The organism is Pedobacter sp. D749 (genome assembly GCF_019317285.1).
Lineage (GTDB): Bacteria > Bacteroidota > Bacteroidia > Sphingobacteriales > Sphingobacteriaceae > Pedobacter.
Genome location: NZ_CP079218.1, coordinates 4,858,331 through 4,876,723 on the forward strand (window position 1 = coordinate 4,858,331; position 18,393 = coordinate 4,876,723).

Sequence of the window (18,393 nt, forward strand, 5' to 3'; positions counted from 1 at the left end):
AAGTTGATTATTTGAACAGTTTAATACGATTATTCCAAAATCGAATAGATTAAACAAATCAATTTGCTAATATTTTTAGTTATTAAACTATCTTTGTTAGCAAACACTACCCTATGTCTGATCGCATTCGTGAAAAATTAAATATTCTTGCTGACGCCGCTAAATACGATGTTTCTTGTTCATCAAGTGGCGGCACGAGAAAGAATGATACAAAAGGGCTTGGCAATAGTCATACCTCTGGCATTTGCCATACCTATACAGAAGATGGCAGATGCGTTTCTTTACTAAAGATCCTGCTAACCAATCATTGTATTTACGATTGTTTGTTCTGTGTTTCACGGAAAAGTAATGATATAAAACGTGCAGCCTTTACAGTAGATGAAGTGGTAGAACTCACCATGAATTTTTATCGACGGAACTATATCGAGGGATTGTTTTTAAGTTCAGGGATTTTTAAAAATGCCGATTTTACCATGGAACGTTTACTCCTGGTGGTAAAAAAATTGCGTTTGGAACAAAATTACAATGGTTATATCCATTTAAAAACTATTCCGGGAGCCAGCGATGAATTAATAAAAGAAGCTGGCTTGTATGCCGACCGAATGAGTATCAATTTAGAGATGCCTACCGAGGCCGGATTAAAGCTTTTGGCGCCAGAGAAAAACCATGCAGATGTAATTAAACCACTTGGGTTTGTACAGCAACAGATTACGCAGTTTACCGCAGATAAAAAACTGATTAAACATGTACCCAAATTTGTACCGGCAGGCCAAAGTACCCAAATGGTAATTGGTGCTACACCCGAAAGCGATAAGGATATTATGTACACGGCCAATGCTTTTTATAAAAACTTTGCACTAAAGAGGGTGTATTATTCGGGCTATGTACCCATTAGTAACGATAGCCGTATGCCGGTTTTAGGCACACAGCCACCGCTGTTAAGGGAAAACCGCTTGTACCAAACCGACTGGCTGATGCGGTTTTATGGCTTTAAAGTACAGGAAATTTTAAACGACGCCAATCCAAACCTTGATATTGATATTGATCCAAAGTTAAGCTGGGCGATTAGAAATATGCAACATTTCCCTGTCGATATTAATACAGCTGATTATAAAATGATTCTCCGGATACCGGGAATTGGCGTAATGTCGGCCAAAAAAATTGTGCAGGCCAGAAAATTCGGAAAACTCAGGATTGATCAGTTAAAGAAAATCGGGGTGGCTTATAACCGGGCCAAACATTTTATTGTTTGCCTGGACAGTCCCTATCAACTTAAAGATTATCAGGGGACTCAGATTAAAGCTTTTATTTTGGCCGAAAGCCAAAGCAAATATTTAAAAACAGATAGCAACCAGATACTTTTGTTTTAAAAGCACTGTCGTTTAAGGAGACGCGTCATTCCCAACTTGATTGGGAATCTTGAAGCTATTGCATTAAGATTCCCGCCTGCGCGGGAATGAAGACCAATATAAAAACCTGTCAATATAATATATTATGACCTACATTTTCGATGGTTCACTTCCAGGGCTTCTAACTGCCGCTTTTGAATGGTTTGAGCGCAAGCCTGGCAAAGTGATGCTCAAATCAACCGAAATGTTTCAGCCGGAAGCTTTTGCAGAAAGTTTTACCATTATTACTGATGCAGAAAAAGCAGACCGGGTTTGGGCAGGATTGGAAAAGAAACTGAGAAAGGATTGGCTCCGTAAATTTTATTGCAGTTATTTATCAGAAATCCCTGAAGCTTACAATCACCTTTTTCAGTTTGCCTTATATATTTTTCAAAATCAGTTAGGCGCCGAAAATAATTATGGCAACGAACATGTAATTGCCTTAGCTAAATATGCCAAAAGTGTAGAGCGGGAAAAACACAGGATGGAGGCATTTATCCGCTTTCAAAAAACGGGCGATGGAATATTTTATGCCAGTATCGATCCTGATTTTAATGTTTTACCTTTAATATCCAATCATTTTAAAAACCGGTATGCCGATCAGCAATGGGTAATTTATGATTTAAAACGGAAGTATGGCCTACACTATAATTTAACCACTGTTGAAGAAATCACAATTAGTTTTACCAACGGTATAAATAAACAAAACCCGCCATCAATTTTAATGGATGAAGGCGAAGCTTTATATGCAACGCTTTGGAAAGACTATTTTAAAAGTGCAAATATTGTAGCCCGCAAAAACACCAAATTGCATGTGCAGCATGTACCCAAAAGGTATTGGAAATACTTGACAGAAAAAGCACCGGTTTAGCGAACAAGAGTTGACAACTTTAATAGCATACCAGGCTAGTAAGTTGTCCACTCTGAATATACATAAGTTTGCTAAAAAAAACGAAAACTTACTGCCATGCTGACACCCGCATTCTCCATTAGTGTGAAAAGATTGACAGTTTGGTGAAAATTTGTCCCTCCAAACCACTTGGCATAAAAAGTGTTAAATGTATGCATAGTTAAAAAACTTAAAATCAAAATAAAAAATAATAGAAGTTATGGCGTTAAACCTTAAACCAATTGCTGGCAGTTCGAACAGAGTAATCGTTGAACCGGCTGCGGCAGAAGAAAAAACTGCATCAGGTTTGTATATCCCTGATACTGCAAAAGAAAAACCATCTAAAGGAACTGTAGTATCTGTTTCTGAAGAAGATTCTGAAGGTAAAAAAGCGAGTGTAAAAGTTGGCGATGTTGTAATTTATGGTAAATACGGCGGTACTGAGTTCCCTTACGAAGGTAAAGATTACCTGATTATGCGCGAAACTGATATTTACGCTGTTGTTGGGTAATAATTTAGGATTGAATGACTGAATTTATAATGAGAGAATTCAGCATTAAATCAACAAATAAAATAATAATGTTAGAATGAAAAGAATATAAATTCAATCATTCTCTCATACAATCATTCAAAATTTAAAAAATAATGTCAAAACAAGTAAAATATAACGTAGAAGCACGCGACGCCCTGAAAAGAGGTGTTGATATTCTTGCAAATGCAGTAAAAGTAACATTAGGCCCAAAAGGCCGTAACGTAATTATCGATAAAAAATTCGGTTCACCAGCAATCACTAAAGATGGTGTTACAGTAGCGAAAGAAATCGAATTGAAAGATGCTGTTGAGAACATGGGTGCTCAAATGGTTAAAGAAGTAGCTTCAAAAACAGCTGATATTGCTGGTGATGGTACAACTACGGCTACTGTATTGGCTCAGGCAATTATCACTACAGGTATTAAAAACGTTGCTGCAGGTGCAAACCCAATGGATTTAAAACGTGGTATTGATAAAGCTGTTGCTGCTGTTGTAGAAAACTTAAAAGCACAATCGCAAACTGTAGGTGAAGACAACAATAAAATCAAACAAGTTGCGTCTATCTCTGCTAACAACGATGAAGTAATCGGCGCGTTAATTGCTGAGGCAATGAGCAAAGTTGGTAAAGATGGTGTAATTACTGTTGAAGAAGCAAAAGGTACTGAAACTGAAGTTAAAACAGTAGAAGGTATGCAATTTGACAGAGGTTACTTATCTCCATATTTTGTGACTAACGCAGATAAAATGGAAGCTGAATTAGAAAATCCTTACATTTTAATCTACGACAAAAAAATCAGCAACATGAAAGAATTGTTGCCTGTTTTAGAAAAAACTGTTCAAACTGGTAAACCATTAGTCATCATTGCTGAAGATTTAGATGGCGAAGCTTTAGCTACTTTAGTAGTTAATAAAATCCGTGGTTCATTGAAGGTTGTAGCTGTTAAAGCTCCAGGTTTTGGTGACAGAAGAAAAGCGATGTTAGAAGACATCGCGATCTTAACCGGCGGTATTGTAGTATCAGAAGAAAGAGGTTATAAATTAGAAAATGCTGATTTAACTTACTTAGGTTCTGCTGAGAAAGTTGTTGTTGATAAAGACAATACAACTGTAATCAATGGTGCTGGTAACTCAGAAGATATTAAATCTCGTGTTAGCCAGATTAAATCTCAGATCGAAACGACTACATCTGATTACGACAAAGAAAAATTACAAGAGCGTTTGGCTAAATTGGCTGGTGGTGTTGCAGTTCTTTATGTAGGTGCAGCTAGTGAAGTTGAAATGAAAGAGAAAAAAGACCGTGTTGATGATGCTTTACATGCAACCCGTGCGGCTGTAGAAGAAGGTATTGTTGCTGGTGGTGGTGTTGCTTTTATCCGTGCTGTTGAAGCTTTAGCAAACTTAAAAGGTGCTAATGAAGATGAAAACACTGGTATCCAGATCATCCGTCGCGCTATTGAAGAGCCACTACGTCAAATTTGCGAAAACGCAGGTATTGAAGGTTCTATCGTAGTTCAAAAAGTTAAAGAAGGTACAGCCGATTTCGGTTATAATGCACGTACTGATGTTTACGAAAACTTAATTGGAGCAGGTGTTATTGACCCAACTAAAGTAAGCCGTGTAGCCTTAGAAAACGCAGCATCTATTGCAGCGATGTTATTAACTACAGAAGTTGTTTTAGCAGACGAACCTGAAGAAGGTGGTTCTCCAATGCCTCCAATGGGCGGCGGCGGTATGGGTGGTATGATGTAATATCCACTTGTAACGAAACGATTTCGTGTAAAAAACCTCAAGGTATAATGCCTTGAGGTTTTTTTTATGCTGTAGCAGAAAGAAGCCCCACCAACACTATAAAATGCTTTAGTTTATGGGTTACGAGAAAAATTTTCCAAATAGTTCAAATGGTGGTAGGGCAAATGGCCTGAGATGTTATGATTTTTATTAATTTGCCAGTGATAATTAAAGGCAATGAACGAAATTATAGACCAAAACCATTTCATTACCCAAAGTGAAATCAATAAATTTTTATTGGCCACCCTACTTTGCGGCATAATCGGAGCTGAGCGGGAATACAGAAGTAAATCTGCCGGACTAAAAACCATGATGATGATTGGTTTGGGTGCTACCTTATTTACTATCCTCTCCGTCAATATCGCGCCAAACAGTCAAGACCGTATTGCCTCGAATATTGTTACCGGCATTGGTTTTTTAGGCGCTGGAGTAATTTTCAAAGAAGAAAACCGCGTTAAAGGACTTACCACAGCCTGTATTATCTGGATAGTTGCCGCAATTGGAATGGCTGTTGGATCAGGTTATTACGAGCAGGCCATTGGTGTTACCATTGTGGTTATGCTGGCTTTGATTATCTTCCCATTTTTAGAAGAAATTGGCGACCGTCGTTTCACCAAGCGGATCTATCGCATCGTTAAAAAACAACATACGCATGGCGATTTAGAAAGTTACGAAGAAGTTTTCAGGGAAAGTAAGTTGAAGCCGCAACGTGGCAAGCATCAGTTGGTAAACAACATCATTACAGGAAACTGGACAGCTACCGGCACACCACAAAACCACCAGAAATTTGTAGAGCGCATGCTAAAAGACAAAGAGATTATAGAGTTTGATTTTTAAATTTACGGTTTGATGCGATCCGTTATTTCTCTCATCGAAATTGCTTTGTCATTGGGAATTTTAGTTATCCTCAGCCATTTAAAAAACAGTTCGTAACCCCAACCCGTGATCGATTTTTTATTTAAAGCGATAGCACTGTAGAGTTTTGGCAAACTGTAATAATCAAATGAACCACTTCCTATTTGCGAACATGCCTTTAAGTAACTGAGTAAGGTTTTATGGGCATTATCGTTAAATCCCTTCTCCAACTCATCGGAATATTTTTCAGCATTCTTAAAATCTTCCTTAACAATCATCAGTTCCAGTAAACTTAGCTGCAGCATTTCTGCTGCCTGTTTATTTTTTTTTGCATAACTGATCTGATCTTCATATTTCTTTATCCCTTTTTCAAACGCATCATCTGCAGCGGCATTATTACCAATAGTTCTGTACAAAAGCCCCACGTCGCCCCAGCTATCACTAAAATTTTGGGCCAGGGTTTCATAATCTTTAATGGCGCTAACCGTATCTTTTAATTTTAGGTAACTCTTGGCACGGAATTCAAAATCAGGAATAACGAAGTTCATAATCCTTACTCCTCCTGCAGTATCACGTTGTATCGCTTTGGTTAAATAGATTATTGCCTTTTCATACTCACCTATCTCGTAAGACGCTTCACCTAAATTATTCATGAATATTTTAGATAGGGTTAGGTTTTCATTGATTTTCATCGCCTTATTTGCGAGATCAACTGATCTGTTAAATTCCTTTCGATAATAATGATTATTACTTTTATTCACTAGTGCCAGCACCACTGAGTCTGTTTTGGGCAGATCATTTTCATTTATAACCCCCAAATCAATAAACCAAAGTTGTTTTTCGTATTTACTATCAACATATTGATTCAGGTTTACAGGTTGTGTTTTAAGTCTGTTCCTGTTCAAATTAATTTTATAGAGATATGGTGCCGATTTTATATTTTCAGGCACTATCGAAATCTTATTTCCACCTAGATTTAAATCACTGGCAAAAAAATTATTCCAGCCGGCTACTGGCAACTCTTGTATTCCACAATTTTCGAGTTCAACGATATAGGCTTTAGATGGAGAAGAAAATAATCCCTCAAATACTTGTACTGAATTGATGCCTGTATTATTGCTTAAAAAGATTTTTTTAAGGTTTCCCCATTTACTGAGGTTAAGGGGGAAGTTTTTCAAGTGGTTCACAGAGATTGTACGTTTTGGATTTGGATCTTCTTTCCGGTAAATCCCTCTCACAGAGCTTTTTTTCCTCGCCTCATCTATTGTAGAGGTATAAAGGTAAACTTCTTCCAGAGCCGAAAGATCTTCCATTTCATGGGGAAGTGAATCCAGATCGTTGAAACTTAAATCCAGTTTTTTTAAGGCGTTTAGTTTACCGATACTTTCAGGCAGGGTTTTAATGTTATTTGAGCCTAGCAGCAGCACATTCAATTGTGCTAAATTGCCTATTGTAGATGGCAGCATGCAAATTTGGTTATAACCAAAATTTAACACCTTTAACGATTTTAGAGAAATCAGCCCCTCTGGAAAATCACTGATCAGATTATCGTTTAAATTAATGCTTTCAAGCTTCGTTAAGCTACTAATCGTACGGGGAATTGATTGAAGATTGCAATATTGAGCTTCTAAAACAGTAAGATTTTTTAAACTACCTATTGTCGCTGGTAATTGTACCAAAGGATTGGCATTAAGCCATAAATGTTGCAAAGCCGTACAATCTCCAATTTTGGAGTTAAGCAGTTTTAATTTGTTACTGCTTAAATCTAAAAATCTTAATTTTTTTAACCGTCCTAACTCATCAGGTATTCCAGAAAAATTATTGTAATTCAGGCACAGGCTATCTAAGTTGCTGAGTTTTCCAATAGTAATGGGTATAGTACTCATTTTCGTTGAAATGGATAGTAATTTAAGCTTGCTCAGATCGCCGATTTCATCCGGCATTTCAATTGCCTCGTTGCTATAAATCTTAAATACTTCAAGATTTTTAAATTTTGAAATGCTGGCTGGCATTTTATCAAATTTCGCACCCCTTATCTCCAGGGTTTTTAAATTTTTACTGGCAGATATCGCCTGAAAAAAACTATTCGCATCGGTTAAATCCGCTGAAAAAATCTGAACATGTTCGAGTTTGCTATTTTTTAGACCCGTTGAAATATTATAATTTACCACAGGATAACCAAGGACTAAAAAATTTAAATTTTTAAGTTTTGATAGTATACCAAATCCTTGATTGTAATTTAAACTATCAAAAACAAGCTTTAATGACCGAAGGTTATCCAACCGAGAAAACCACTGGGGCAGCTCTTTTATTGATGAGCTGAGCTGTAAAGTTTCGAGTTTTTTGATCTGAAGGAGTTCAACAGGTATTGTTTTAAGATTTGAATATTCAAAAATAAGTCTTTTTAAATTGTCCAGCTTACGTAAAGTATTGAGTGCTGCAGGCAAGTCGAAATTTACCTTTCCATAAAATTTTACCGCTTCAATCTGCTTATTTGTCGAAATTGCTTCTGGTAGTACCATCTGCTCAACTGAATTCTCTCTCCAAAAAAAAGGCCCGTTAAACTGAACGGCTTTAAGGTTAATAAATTCTTTGAGTGTATTTACCAGCTGGTTAAGCTCGTCCTGATTCTTAAATTCAAGCTCCAGGTATACAATAGAAGGAAGTTTTTTGCGGTATTTTTCAAGTTTGCTGATCTCTTTTACCGATAATTTTAATCCATTTACAGGTTCTATCAAGTTATCATACTGAAGACGGTCTACAGCTGAAGCATATATTTTATCAGGGTCAGAAGGAAAATTTGAAAATGGACTTTGTGCCCTTGATAAATAAGCAAAAAATAAAATAAAGATAACTGTGCAAAAACACTTCATGAGGCTGTTTAACTTTAGAATGGCGTAAATATAATATTATCGATTTATTTAGGGCATTGCAAAAAGAAACATCCATTGTATTTGCAAAACACCATTTTTAGAGCATTCGGATTAGATTTTCTAAGGTAAAGCATTTTCATCTCCACCCAAAATTAATTTATCCAAAATCATAAAACAATCATAGCTTTGTGTAACTATATTCATAATGATCAAGGAACAAATTTCAGTTTTCGATATTTTTAAAATAGGTATTGGCCCATCCAGCTCACATACTTTAGGGCCATGGCGGGCTGCGCAACAATTTACAGCTTCACTCGCCCTAAACAATTTAATTGATGATGTTGAGGGTATCAAAATACTGCTTTATGGTTCGCTTGCTAAAACAGGTAAAGGCCACGGAACGGATGTTGCTATTTTACTCGGCTTAACAGGAGCTGATCCGGTAACTTTTGATGTTGATGCGGTTACCCCTACTTTCGAAAGCATTCAAAGAGATAAGAAATTAAATCTCGCTGGTCATTTAATTCTTGATTTCGATTACGATAACGATCTCCTTTTTCTTTTTGCCGAAAGTTTACCTTTTCACCCAAATGCGGTTACTTTCCAGGCATTTTTAAAGGATGGTAAAGCTTTTTCTGAGACCTATTACTCCATTGGGGGTGGTTTTGTAATCAAAGAAGGCGAAGACAATAGCAAAAAGGCCCAGGTAGACCTACCCTTTCCAGTAGAAAAAGCAAAAGAACTATTACACTGGTGCCTGTCAACAGGTTTAAAAGTGAGCGAAATTGTAATGGAAAACGAATTGGCCTGGCGCACTGAAGCAGAGACAAAAAAAGGCATTTTACAACATTTCGCCGTAATGCGCGATTGTATTTACCGTGGTTGTCATACTACAGGCTTTTTACCAGGTGGTTTAAATGTAGCACGACGGGCATTTCCACTAAATAAGCGGTTAATTGGAAAAAGTGAATATTCAGATTATAATAGCTGGGTAGAAGCCATTAGAAAAGGTGGAAACGGTTTTAATTATATTTTAGATTGGGTAAGCTGTTTTGCCTTAGCCGTTAATGAAGAAAATGCATCTTTTGGTCGTGTGGTAACCGCCCCTACCAACGGTGCTGCTGGGGTAATTCCAGCGGTATTGCAATATTTTATTACCTTTTGCGACGGCTATAACGAAGAAAAAATCATCCAGTTTATTGCCTGTGCTTCAGAAATAGGCAGTATTTTCAAAAAAGGAGCAACTATATCAGCCGCTATGGGTGGTTGTCAGGCCGAAATTGGCGTTTCCTCAGCCATGGCTGCCGCAGCGCTAACGGAGTGTTTAGGCGGCTCGCAAAGACAGGTTTTAATGGCCGCAGAAATTGCCATGGAACATCACCTGGGTTTAACCTGCGATCCGATTGGCGGCTTGGTACAGATTCCTTGTATCGAAAGAAATACCATGGGTGCCATTAAGGCCATTACAGCTAGTCAGCTGGCGCTACAAAGCAATCCTGATAAGGCAAAAGTAAGTTTAGATGCTGTAGTAAATACGATGTGGGAAACTGCCCTCGATATGAATGCCAAATATAAAGAAACATCTGATGGAGGATTGGCAACAAATATTCCGATCAGTTTGCCAGAGTGTTAATTCAACATTGTTGCAATAAAATGACTGATGTTATCGTTTTATTACAAACTTTCCGTTGACAAATCAACAAGTATTTTTACATTCGCTGACTTTATTAATTATTCATAAAAAATGATCAACTACACAAAAATCAGTGTGATTGGTTTGGCTTTGTCGTTATCTATATCAGCGACTTATGCGCAAGACAATCTCGTTAATTCTTTAAAAAACAACCAAAGCGAAAACAGTACTGCTTCTTTTAAATTTACAGAAGTAATTAACCTGTCCAATACCCCAGTTCAGAATCAAGGATCTTCAGGCACTTGCTGGAGCTACTCAACCAACTCATTTTTAGAATCAGAAATGATTAAAGCTGGTAAACAGCCAGTAACCTTGTCTCAGCTTTTTTCGGCCCGCAATGCCTATGTAGAAAAAGGTAAAAATTATGTGCGTATGCATGGTGCGGTTTCATTAGGCGATGGTGGCGCTTTACACGATGTAATCAACATGTACAGAAAATATGGTGCAGTTCCTCAGGAAGTATATACCGGATTAAATTACGGCACTAAAATCAATAAAACCGCAGAGCTTGGCGATATCGAAAAAGGTGTTTTAGAAGCTGTTGTAAAAAATGCAAATGGCGAGTTAACCCCAAACTGGGTAAAAGCTTATACAGGTGTAATTGATGCTTATTTAGGTGCTGTACCTGAAAACTTTACCTACAATGGCAAAAAATACACGCCAAAAACTTTCGCTCAGGAAGTGGTAGGTTTAAATGCCGATAACTATGTAGAACTTTCATCGTTCAACGATCATCCTTTTTACAGCAAGTTTACTTTATTAGTGCCTGATAACTGGTCTTTCAATCAGGTTTACAATGTTAAGGTAAACGAGTTAACCGACATTATTGATAACGCTTTAAAAGGTGGTTATACTGTTGCATGGGCTACAGATGTAAGTGAAAAAAACTTCAGCTGGAAAAACGGTGTGGCTTTTGTTCCGCAAATACCTTTCGCTGACATGACCGTGAAACAGAAAGCAGAAATGTTTAACGGCCCGCAGCCAGAGATGGAAATTACGCAGGAGAACCGTCAGCTTGCTTTCGATAACTATCAAACCACTGATGATCATGGTATGCACATTGTTGGCCTAGCCAAAGATCAGACAGGTAAAGAATATTACATCGTTAAAAACTCCTGGGGAGCAAGTAACGATTATAAAGGATACTTATACGTAACTAAAAACTATGTAAAATATAAAACAACAGCAATTTTATTAAATAAAGCAGGTATTCCATCTGCAATTGCTAAGAAATTAGCTTTGTAATTCAATCAAAATCATTTAAGGAGCCGCAGAAGAAATTTTGCGGCTTTTTTTGTTAACCACAGAGTTCACTGAGTTTTACACAGAGAAAACACAAAGAGGCGAGCAGAAAGCGTTTGGTGAGCAAGGCAAATTACACTAGAGCCTTCGTCTCTCTGTAGCGCAGCGGAATGGAGAGATCTATAAGTGAAAATGCTTTGTGCTAATCTATGTTTCCGTGGAAAATCTTAGACTCCGCTACCATTGACGTTATTTTATAAATTAATATTAATCAGTATTTTAACTATTTTGCATTTCCATCCAGCTAGGCCATAGCACGGTATCCCCGTTCTACTTAAATCCGGCTTAACAAATTTTTCGGGCTGCACTGCCTAAGCCAAACTACTAGCTTTGAAAGAAAAATTTTCAGCCGGCAGTTTTTGTTTCTTTTTGATGCCAAAAAGAAAGAGCCCTTCGGCGGCGGTGAGCCGAGGCAAGACTGCGCCGTAGGACAAGAGAAAACAATTCTACGTCACTTATATTGATTTTTATACAATAAATTATTCCTCAGACTGACAAACATGATAATCTGTGCGCTCTGTGTTTTTCTCTATGGCCTCTGTGATAAAAAACCGGAATAATTTAAACCACCCCTGAATAAGTCAACACCAACCACCATAAACCTGTAGTGATAAACGATAGCAATATCCCGATCCCCACCACCAGATTAGAAAGCTTAGGGTTAAGGTTATACTGATCGGCTACTACGCCAGCGGTCAGCAGCGTTGGCATAGCCATTTCGAAAATGGTTATTTTGGCAATTATTCCATGCATACCTAAACCGAGTGCAATAATTAACACTACCAAAGGCGCTAAAATCAGTTTATACAATAAAGCAAAGCTGATGTGTTGCAACTCGCTAAACCAACCGCCAAATTTTAGTTGTAAACCTATCGAAAACAATGCCAGTGGACCAACCGCTCCCGCTAGTTTATCGAACAATGGATCTAACGAAGAAACATCAATAAAACGTGGCAGGGTTAGTGCCAGCACACAACCAATAAGCGGCGGAAAGGTCAGTACCTTTTTCAGCACTACTTTCGGGTTTAACTTTTGATGCTGAGAAGAGCGGATAGCTACAATTACACCAATGGTAGATAAAAGCATGAAGGTTACCTGATCGCAGATAATGGCTATAGCCAATTCCTTTTCGCTGAAATAAGCCACAATTAAAGGGAAACCAACAAACGAAGTATTGCTTAAAGAACTGGTGAGTTTTAAGCCGCCGGAAGTGGCCTTATTCATATTCCGGATACGGCTATAAAGGGTAATAAATAACCAACCCAAAAGCCAGACACCAATTGGTGCCAGTGCAGGAAACAATAGATCCTTAGTCCAGGTAATATGTGGCAGATATTTAAAAGAAACAGCGGGTAGCGCTATGTAGATTATCCAGGCATTAATGCCTTTGTGGGCATCTTTAGGCAACGATTTACTTTTTCTGAAAAGAATCCCCGCCAAAATACATAAACCTATAAGAATGAAGTTTGCCATTGCTTAGCGCGAAGATAGTTTATAAACAAAAAACGCCAATAAGAATACTTATGGCGTTTTAAATAATTTATACCGAAGGTTTTGGTTTTTTCTTTTTGTTCCAAACCTTTTTCTTGCCCTTATTCTGAGGTCTCTTTTCGTCCACATGTGTAATTTCCATTGCAGCTATGCTTTCTGGCAATGGCATACGGGGAACTTCCTTCTCGATTAATTTTTCAATGTTATCAAATTTTCGCTTATCTCTTCCGTTAACCAAGGTAATGGCCGTTCCTTTGGTTGCAGCTCTTGCTGTACGGCCAATTCTGTGCACATAATCGGCCGGGTCGCCAGGAACATCATAATTGATGACCAGGTCGATTCCCTCTACGTCGATTCCGCGGGATAATACATCTGTTCCGATTAAAATCGGTAATCTACGGTTTTTGAAAGCCAGTAAAATATCTTCACGTTCTTTTTGTCCCAAGTCGGAGTGAAAAGCTTCGGCTTTAATGCCCAATCCCTTAAAAGTTTTGTATAAGGCTTTTACTTTTTCCTTTGTTGAAACGAAAATAATACTGCTCTTGTATTGTCCGCTTTTAAAAATATCGGTTAATAAGGCCTGTTTCTGCTGGTCGTGAATGTTATAAGCTCGCTGATCGATTCCCTCAGCAGGTTTAGCAATTGAAATGGTAATCTGCTTTGGTTCGTGCAAGATCTTACCCGCCATGGTTCTTATTTTCGGTGCCATCGTAGCCGAGAACAAAAGCGTTTGCCTTTTCTTTGGCAGATAGCTGATAATGCGAACAATGTCGTCGTAAAAGCCCATATCCAACATTCTATCTGCTTCATCCAAAATTAAATGCTGCAAATGCTCCAGTTTTAACACACCTGAAGATAAATGTGCCATTAATCTGCCTGGAGTGGCAATAATAATATCCACGCCATCGCGCATAGAACGTTTTTGCTGCTCATAAGCAATGCCATCTCCTCCACCGTAAACGGCTAAAGAACTGATATTGGTAAAATAAGCCAGGGCTTCTACCTGTAAATCGATCTGTTGTGCAAGCTCGCGTGTTGGTGCCAGGATTAAAGTATTATTATGTCTGTCAGCAGCTTTGCTAATTTTATCCATTACGGGTAAAAGGTAGCTGGCCGTTTTTCCTGTACCGGTTTGAGCGCAGGCAATCAGATCATGATTATCTAAAATTACCGGGATGGCTTGTTCTTGTATTGGAGTAGCGCTTTTATACCCCATAGCCATTAAGCCTTCGTATAAATCGGGGTTAAAATTAAAGTCGTTAAAATTCAATCTATTGTGTTTATGTCTTTTAGCAAAAGTACCTTAAAATACCGCTAATAGCAAACCCGATTTCAATATCCGTTTGCTTAGTAATTTAAAAGGCATTATTAAAGAAACTCTTCCTGTTTATCATAAAACAAAATAGCCCCAATTGCTTTAAAACAATCAGGGCTTGGAAATTATAATAGACGAAACTTAGTCTACCAGAATATCTTTTTCTGGTGTATTCGTTTCAGGGTTTTTAGGTAGTGTAACCTTCAAAATTCCATCAGCATAACTGGCTGAAATATTTTCTACTAAGACCTTTCCGTTTAAACCAAAAGCTCTTTCGAAAGTGCCATTGCTATATTCTCTACGGCTATACTTTTTGGCCGAATCAGCTTCTTCTTTAGGTTGATAGGAAATGGTTAATACATCATCTTTGGTAACCACCTTTAAATTCTCTTTAACCAAAGCAGGCGCAAAAAGCTCAATAATAAAGCTGGTTTCTGTTTCTTCAATGTTAGCTGGTACTTTTCTAAAGCCCTCGTTAAACATGCTGTGTTTATGGTGACCGAAAGGACCACCAAAGTGTCTTCCAAATCTTCCCTCTCCTGCGCCGAAGCGACTATGCATCTTGCCCGAATGGCATCTATGTTCTTTATACATTTTTTTTAATTTTAATTGTTATTATTCTGTTTATTTATCGGCCTGGGCCAATATTAATGATGAAGCACTTGCTCCGTTTTAGGGATACCCAACAGCTGTGTAATGATATTTGCATAGGGATAGGATGGCGACAAAACGGCGTAATCAAATTTTAAACCCCTTATCTGAACCAAAATGTCGTCGATAAATTTCATTGGCTCAAGCAGTGCGCTGATTAATCCTGATTTAGGTTTCTCTTCTTCATCAACAACCTTTTGGCCTTGAAAAACATTCAGCTCCTGACTGTAGGCTTTAAAGTCAGCACCAATTTGTTCTATAGGGGCTTTAAATTCATCTGAGCTAAAGAAAGTAACTTTCTCACCCCGGGCAATCAGTTCGTTGGCCATACCTAAAATCGGACTAACATCGGCCTGAGATGGATCGCTTAAAAAAAGTACCTGTGACATAATGTTATCTTTTTACCTGGTTTATACTGTCGGCAGAGCTAATCATGGTATCATCCATTTTTCTGTTGTGGTGACTGTAACTATGGTTTCTATAATGTTCTTGCTGGCAATCGTCATGATAATACCTGTTTTTAAAATCTAACCGATCGCGGTATCCATGCTGAATGGCCAGTGCATTTAAACTGTAAAAAGTTCCTGAAGCAACAGCCAATGCTAATAATATTCTAAATGCTCTCATGGGGGTTAATAATTTACGTTAATGCTGTTCACTGTTCCATTGCCTTGTACGGTTGGCCTGTACCATTGGTTATCGATCGGCACAATTGGGTTGTAATGGTTTTCGAAACCGTTAAAGCGGCTATGAAAATAATGGCGGCGCCTACCGATAAAGATCCTGAACATTAAACCGATCAGCATGATGCCCAATATAAATTTGAACACAAATGGTATGAAGAAAGCGACTGCACCAATTACAATCCCGAATCCTATGGTTTTTAATATTTTTTTCATTTTTTATAATTTTAAAGCACTGTAATCAATTCACCTTAAATAAGTTGAACTAGCAATACTGTTGTTTTTTGTTATTTATATAGGAAGACGGAGCAAGATTATTTTTACTTTAAAATATTTTGATTTTTTTATTTACTAAAGAATTTTGTCATCCTGAACGCAGTGAAGGATCTTTTTAATGGATTAAACTGTTGCCAGTGAGAGACCAACTGATAGAATCTACAAGTACTCGTTGATCTCTCCAATGGTCATCCTGAGGAGTAATTATTTAATAAAATCAATATAAAAGACAGATCTTTTGGCAAATGGCAGGCTGCGTGAGATAGTCATTCCCAACTAGATTGGAACCATGGAGTGCTCATGAATGCCTCTGAATAAAAGGAAAATTGATGAATAATAGTAATGCAAGTGCTTTAAGATTCCCGCCTGCGCGGGAATGACGGCCGTGCTAATGAATTCTGTCAATGGTAGCGGAGTCAAAGAATCTTTTAGTAGAGAATCCTTTCGATTGGTGAGCCACCAGCTGATAGAATAAGTAGAAAAGTCGTTATTAGAAAATCGATCGTCATTTCGACTGAAGCGCAGCGAAATGGAGAAATCTGTCTTGATAGATCTCTCCACTCCGCGTTGCTGCGGTCGAGATGACGATTTGCGGAGAGGCTTTCAAGATGTTCAGAATAACGCAAAAATAGATAACAAAAAAGCTCCGAATTAATCGAGGCTTCCAAACTATTCCTTATTGCGGTAGTGACCCCATCCGCCACATCTCCGCTTGTATTCTTCCTTAAATTTTACACGCTCCTCTTCGTTCATCGAATCCCATTTGGCACGCATTCCCCTGGCGCGCTCACGGAAACCATTATGTCCTCCATGACCACCTTTATTAAAGTTCCCAAAAAGTAACCTGCACAGTACAAGTAAACCGAGAGCCTGCCAATAATTAAGTTTGCCTGCATGTGCCACCTCAGGTAAAATCCAATTCCATAAAAACATAACCACATAACCCAATACCGCTGCAATAAGCACCGCTACGGGCAAAAAGAAAATAAATTTCTTGCGACGATTAAAATTTCTATTCATCATGTCTGCAAATTTAATAGTTAATAAATTCCTGATATAAATTTTGTAAACGGTTACGCAGGTGTTTTACCGCATAACCCTTTCTTGATATTAATGTTTTGATATTCTCTCCGCTTTCATCGGCCAGCTCCTGAAAAGTACGTTCCTCCAATTCGTTTTGAACAAACACGTAACGCTGATTCTCCGGCAGCTCTTCCAAGGCTAAAAACAGTTGATCCCAGAACAGTTTCTTTAAACTTTCCTCTTCAGGCGAATAAGCCTCGGCAAGTAAAATTTCTTTAAAATTGATTTCGCCGTCTTCACCCTCGAAAGTGAAATCTTCTAGTGATTCTTCTTTTTGTTTACGGTACTTATCGGTGATTTTATTTCTTGCCACACGGTATAGCCAGCCACTAATCTGCTCAATGGCACCAGCCTCGGGTTGGTTGCTGAGTTGAAACCAAACATCCTGTAAAATATCTTCCGCATCCTCATCCGTATTCACCCTTCCACGGATGAAACTGAATAAGCGTTTACCATAATTGGCAACCGTAGAAATGATATTTTGAGACTCGTTTGTTGGCACTAAATTTTGCTTAATAACCCAGTAAACGGATGAAACCCAATATTACTTTAAATTTTCTTAATTTTTTTCAGAAAATGGATTTTTATAAGCCAAAAGAACCTGATTTTAAGCGTCTTATATCGATTATTCTTTAAGTAATCCTTCGTATAGTTTTAGATAAGTTGGTGCAGCAATGCCAAATTTTTCGGCCTCCCGCACAATATAGCCTGTTAACGACTCAACCTCTGTTAGCGGTTTCTGATTGAGATAATCGCGGTGCATGGATGAGGTAACCTCGTAGGGCATCGATTTCATCGTATTTAATGTCTTGCCCGAAATGTCATCACTAATTGTTACGCCTTTAGCAAGGGCAAGGCTTTTTACTTCTTCAATTAATTTCAGAACAGTTTCAAGATTTTCTTCCAGTACCTTGCCGATAGTGCTATCGAAATAAGATGTAGAGGTAGCCGTAGGAGAAATAAATATAAATTTTTCCCAGATGGCTGTAGAAATTTTATCCGAAACCGCTACATCAATTCCTGCATCAAACATTAAATTTTTCAGGTGTAAAACCTCACCGTTAAGTGGTCCATCCACACCAAAAGATAGCTTTTGAATGTTGCCTGAATTTTCGATGATACCAGGCGATTTAATTTTGGAAACAATAAATGCACATCCTTTTAAAACCTTTGCTTGGGGCAATATTTCTAAAATTTCATCGCTTGCGCTAACACCGTTTAAAAGCGGCAATAATATCGTGTTATGGCCAATTAAAGGTTTTAGCTGTCCGATGGTTTGTTTTAAATCGTAGCTTTTAGTGCAAATGATAATATAATCGGCCACGCCAATTTTACTATAATCATCGGTAGCCAAATGTGGCTTAGTTATAAAACTTTCGTTTCCGTTTATTACAGTTAATCCCTTGTTTTGAATCTCATTTAAATGTTCGCCACGGGCAACAAAAACAACTTCTACATCATTTCCGTTGGCGTATCTCTTAGACACTAAGCCTCCGAAATACCCACCTACACCACCAATTCCGACAATAACAATTCTTGTTTTATTTAGCATTTTAACCTAAATATGATAAACAG

Annotated in this window: 17 protein-coding genes; 7 read left to right on the plus strand and 10 right to left on the minus strand. The window is 37.9% G+C overall.

All coding sequences use genetic code 11. From position 1 onward, the window contains the following. Positions 1-113: 113 nt before the first annotated feature. The 5 genes from KYH19_RS19840 (at position 114) to KYH19_RS19860 (ending at position 5,433) form a co-directional block, all read left to right on the plus strand. Complete coding sequence (locus KYH19_RS19840) at positions 114-1,370, plus strand: putative DNA modification/repair radical SAM protein (protein ID WP_219076363.1); 1,257 nt, start codon at positions 114-116, stop codon at positions 1,368-1,370. Positions 1,371-1,494: 124 nt separating this feature from the next. Beyond that, on the plus strand, positions 1,495-2,259 hold the full coding sequence (locus KYH19_RS19845; RefSeq protein ID WP_219076364.1) for a TIGR03915 family putative DNA repair protein: 765 nt from the start codon (positions 1,495-1,497) through the stop codon (positions 2,257-2,259). Between the two features lie 238 nt (positions 2,260-2,497). Then, positions 2,498-2,788, plus strand: a complete 291-nt coding sequence (groES, locus tag KYH19_RS19850) for a co-chaperone GroES (RefSeq protein WP_025141798.1) — start codon at positions 2,498-2,500, stop codon at positions 2,786-2,788. Between the two features lie 131 nt (positions 2,789-2,919). Next, complete coding sequence (gene groL / locus KYH19_RS19855) at positions 2,920-4,557, plus strand: chaperonin GroEL (RefSeq protein ID WP_219078973.1); 1,638 nt, start codon at positions 2,920-2,922, stop codon at positions 4,555-4,557. 216 nt (positions 4,558-4,773) lie between these two features. Further along, positions 4,774-5,433 (plus strand): MgtC/SapB family protein, encoded by a 660-nt coding sequence (locus KYH19_RS19860; protein WP_132395990.1) that lies wholly within the window; start codon positions 4,774-4,776, stop codon positions 5,431-5,433. 2 nt (positions 5,434-5,435) lie between these two features. Here the strand turns inward: KYH19_RS19860 and KYH19_RS19865 are convergent, their stop codons facing one another. Then, a complete protein-coding gene (locus KYH19_RS19865; RefSeq protein ID WP_219076365.1) occupies positions 5,436-8,324 on the minus strand; it encodes a hypothetical protein in 2,889 nt (962 codons plus the stop codon). A gap of 205 nt (positions 8,325-8,529) precedes the next feature. Here KYH19_RS19865 and KYH19_RS19870 point away from each other — a divergent pair, with 205 nt between their 5' ends. Both KYH19_RS19870 and KYH19_RS19875 read left to right on the plus strand, forming a co-directional pair. Then, positions 8,530-9,957, plus strand: coding sequence for an L-serine ammonia-lyase (locus tag KYH19_RS19870; RefSeq protein ID WP_219076366.1), 1,428 nt, complete (start codon positions 8,530-8,532; stop codon positions 9,955-9,957). 111 nt (positions 9,958-10,068) lie between these two features. After that, a complete protein-coding gene (locus KYH19_RS19875; RefSeq protein WP_219076367.1) occupies positions 10,069-11,262 on the plus strand; it encodes an aminopeptidase C in 1,194 nt (397 codons plus the stop codon). 618 nt (positions 11,263-11,880) lie between these two features. Here KYH19_RS19875 and KYH19_RS19880 read toward each other — a convergent pair. The 9 genes from KYH19_RS19880 to KYH19_RS19920 all read right to left on the minus strand — a co-directional run bounded on the left by KYH19_RS19880 (position 11,881) and on the right by KYH19_RS19920 (position 18,370). Next, the gene (locus tag KYH19_RS19880; RefSeq protein WP_219076368.1) at positions 11,881-12,792 is read right to left on the minus strand and encodes an AEC family transporter; all 912 of its coding nucleotides are present in this window, start codon (positions 12,790-12,792) and stop codon (positions 11,881-11,883) included. A 67-nt stretch (positions 12,793-12,859) separates the two neighbouring features. After that, the gene (locus KYH19_RS19885; RefSeq protein ID WP_219076369.1) at positions 12,860-14,080 is read right to left on the minus strand and encodes a DEAD/DEAH box helicase; all 1,221 of its coding nucleotides are present in this window, start codon (positions 14,078-14,080) and stop codon (positions 12,860-12,862) included. A 186-nt stretch (positions 14,081-14,266) separates the two neighbouring features. Further along, on the minus strand, positions 14,267-14,719 hold the full coding sequence (locus KYH19_RS19890; RefSeq protein ID WP_219076370.1) for an Hsp20/alpha crystallin family protein: 453 nt from the start codon (positions 14,717-14,719) through the stop codon (positions 14,267-14,269). 53 nt (positions 14,720-14,772) lie between these two features. Then, positions 14,773-15,165: a hypothetical protein gene (locus tag KYH19_RS19895; protein WP_219076371.1), complete on the minus strand. Its 393-nt coding sequence runs from the start codon at positions 15,163-15,165 to the stop codon at positions 14,773-14,775. A 4-nt stretch (positions 15,166-15,169) separates the two neighbouring features. Next, a complete protein-coding gene (locus tag KYH19_RS19900; protein WP_219076372.1) occupies positions 15,170-15,403 on the minus strand; it encodes a hypothetical protein in 234 nt (77 codons plus the stop codon). A 5-nt stretch (positions 15,404-15,408) separates the two neighbouring features. After that, positions 15,409-15,675, minus strand: a complete 267-nt coding sequence (locus tag KYH19_RS19905) for a hypothetical protein (protein ID WP_219076373.1) — start codon at positions 15,673-15,675, stop codon at positions 15,409-15,411. A 729-nt stretch (positions 15,676-16,404) separates the two neighbouring features. Further along, positions 16,405-16,758: a hypothetical protein gene (locus KYH19_RS19910; RefSeq protein WP_219076374.1), complete on the minus strand. Its 354-nt coding sequence runs from the start codon at positions 16,756-16,758 to the stop codon at positions 16,405-16,407. 10 nt (positions 16,759-16,768) lie between these two features. Continuing rightward, positions 16,769-17,320, minus strand: a complete 552-nt coding sequence (locus KYH19_RS19915) for an RNA polymerase sigma factor (RefSeq protein ID WP_193419522.1) — start codon at positions 17,318-17,320, stop codon at positions 16,769-16,771. 123 nt (positions 17,321-17,443) lie between these two features. Continuing rightward, positions 17,444-18,370, minus strand: a complete 927-nt coding sequence (locus KYH19_RS19920; protein WP_219076375.1) for a ketopantoate reductase family protein — start codon at positions 18,368-18,370, stop codon at positions 17,444-17,446. Positions 18,371-18,393: the final 23 nt, after the last annotated feature.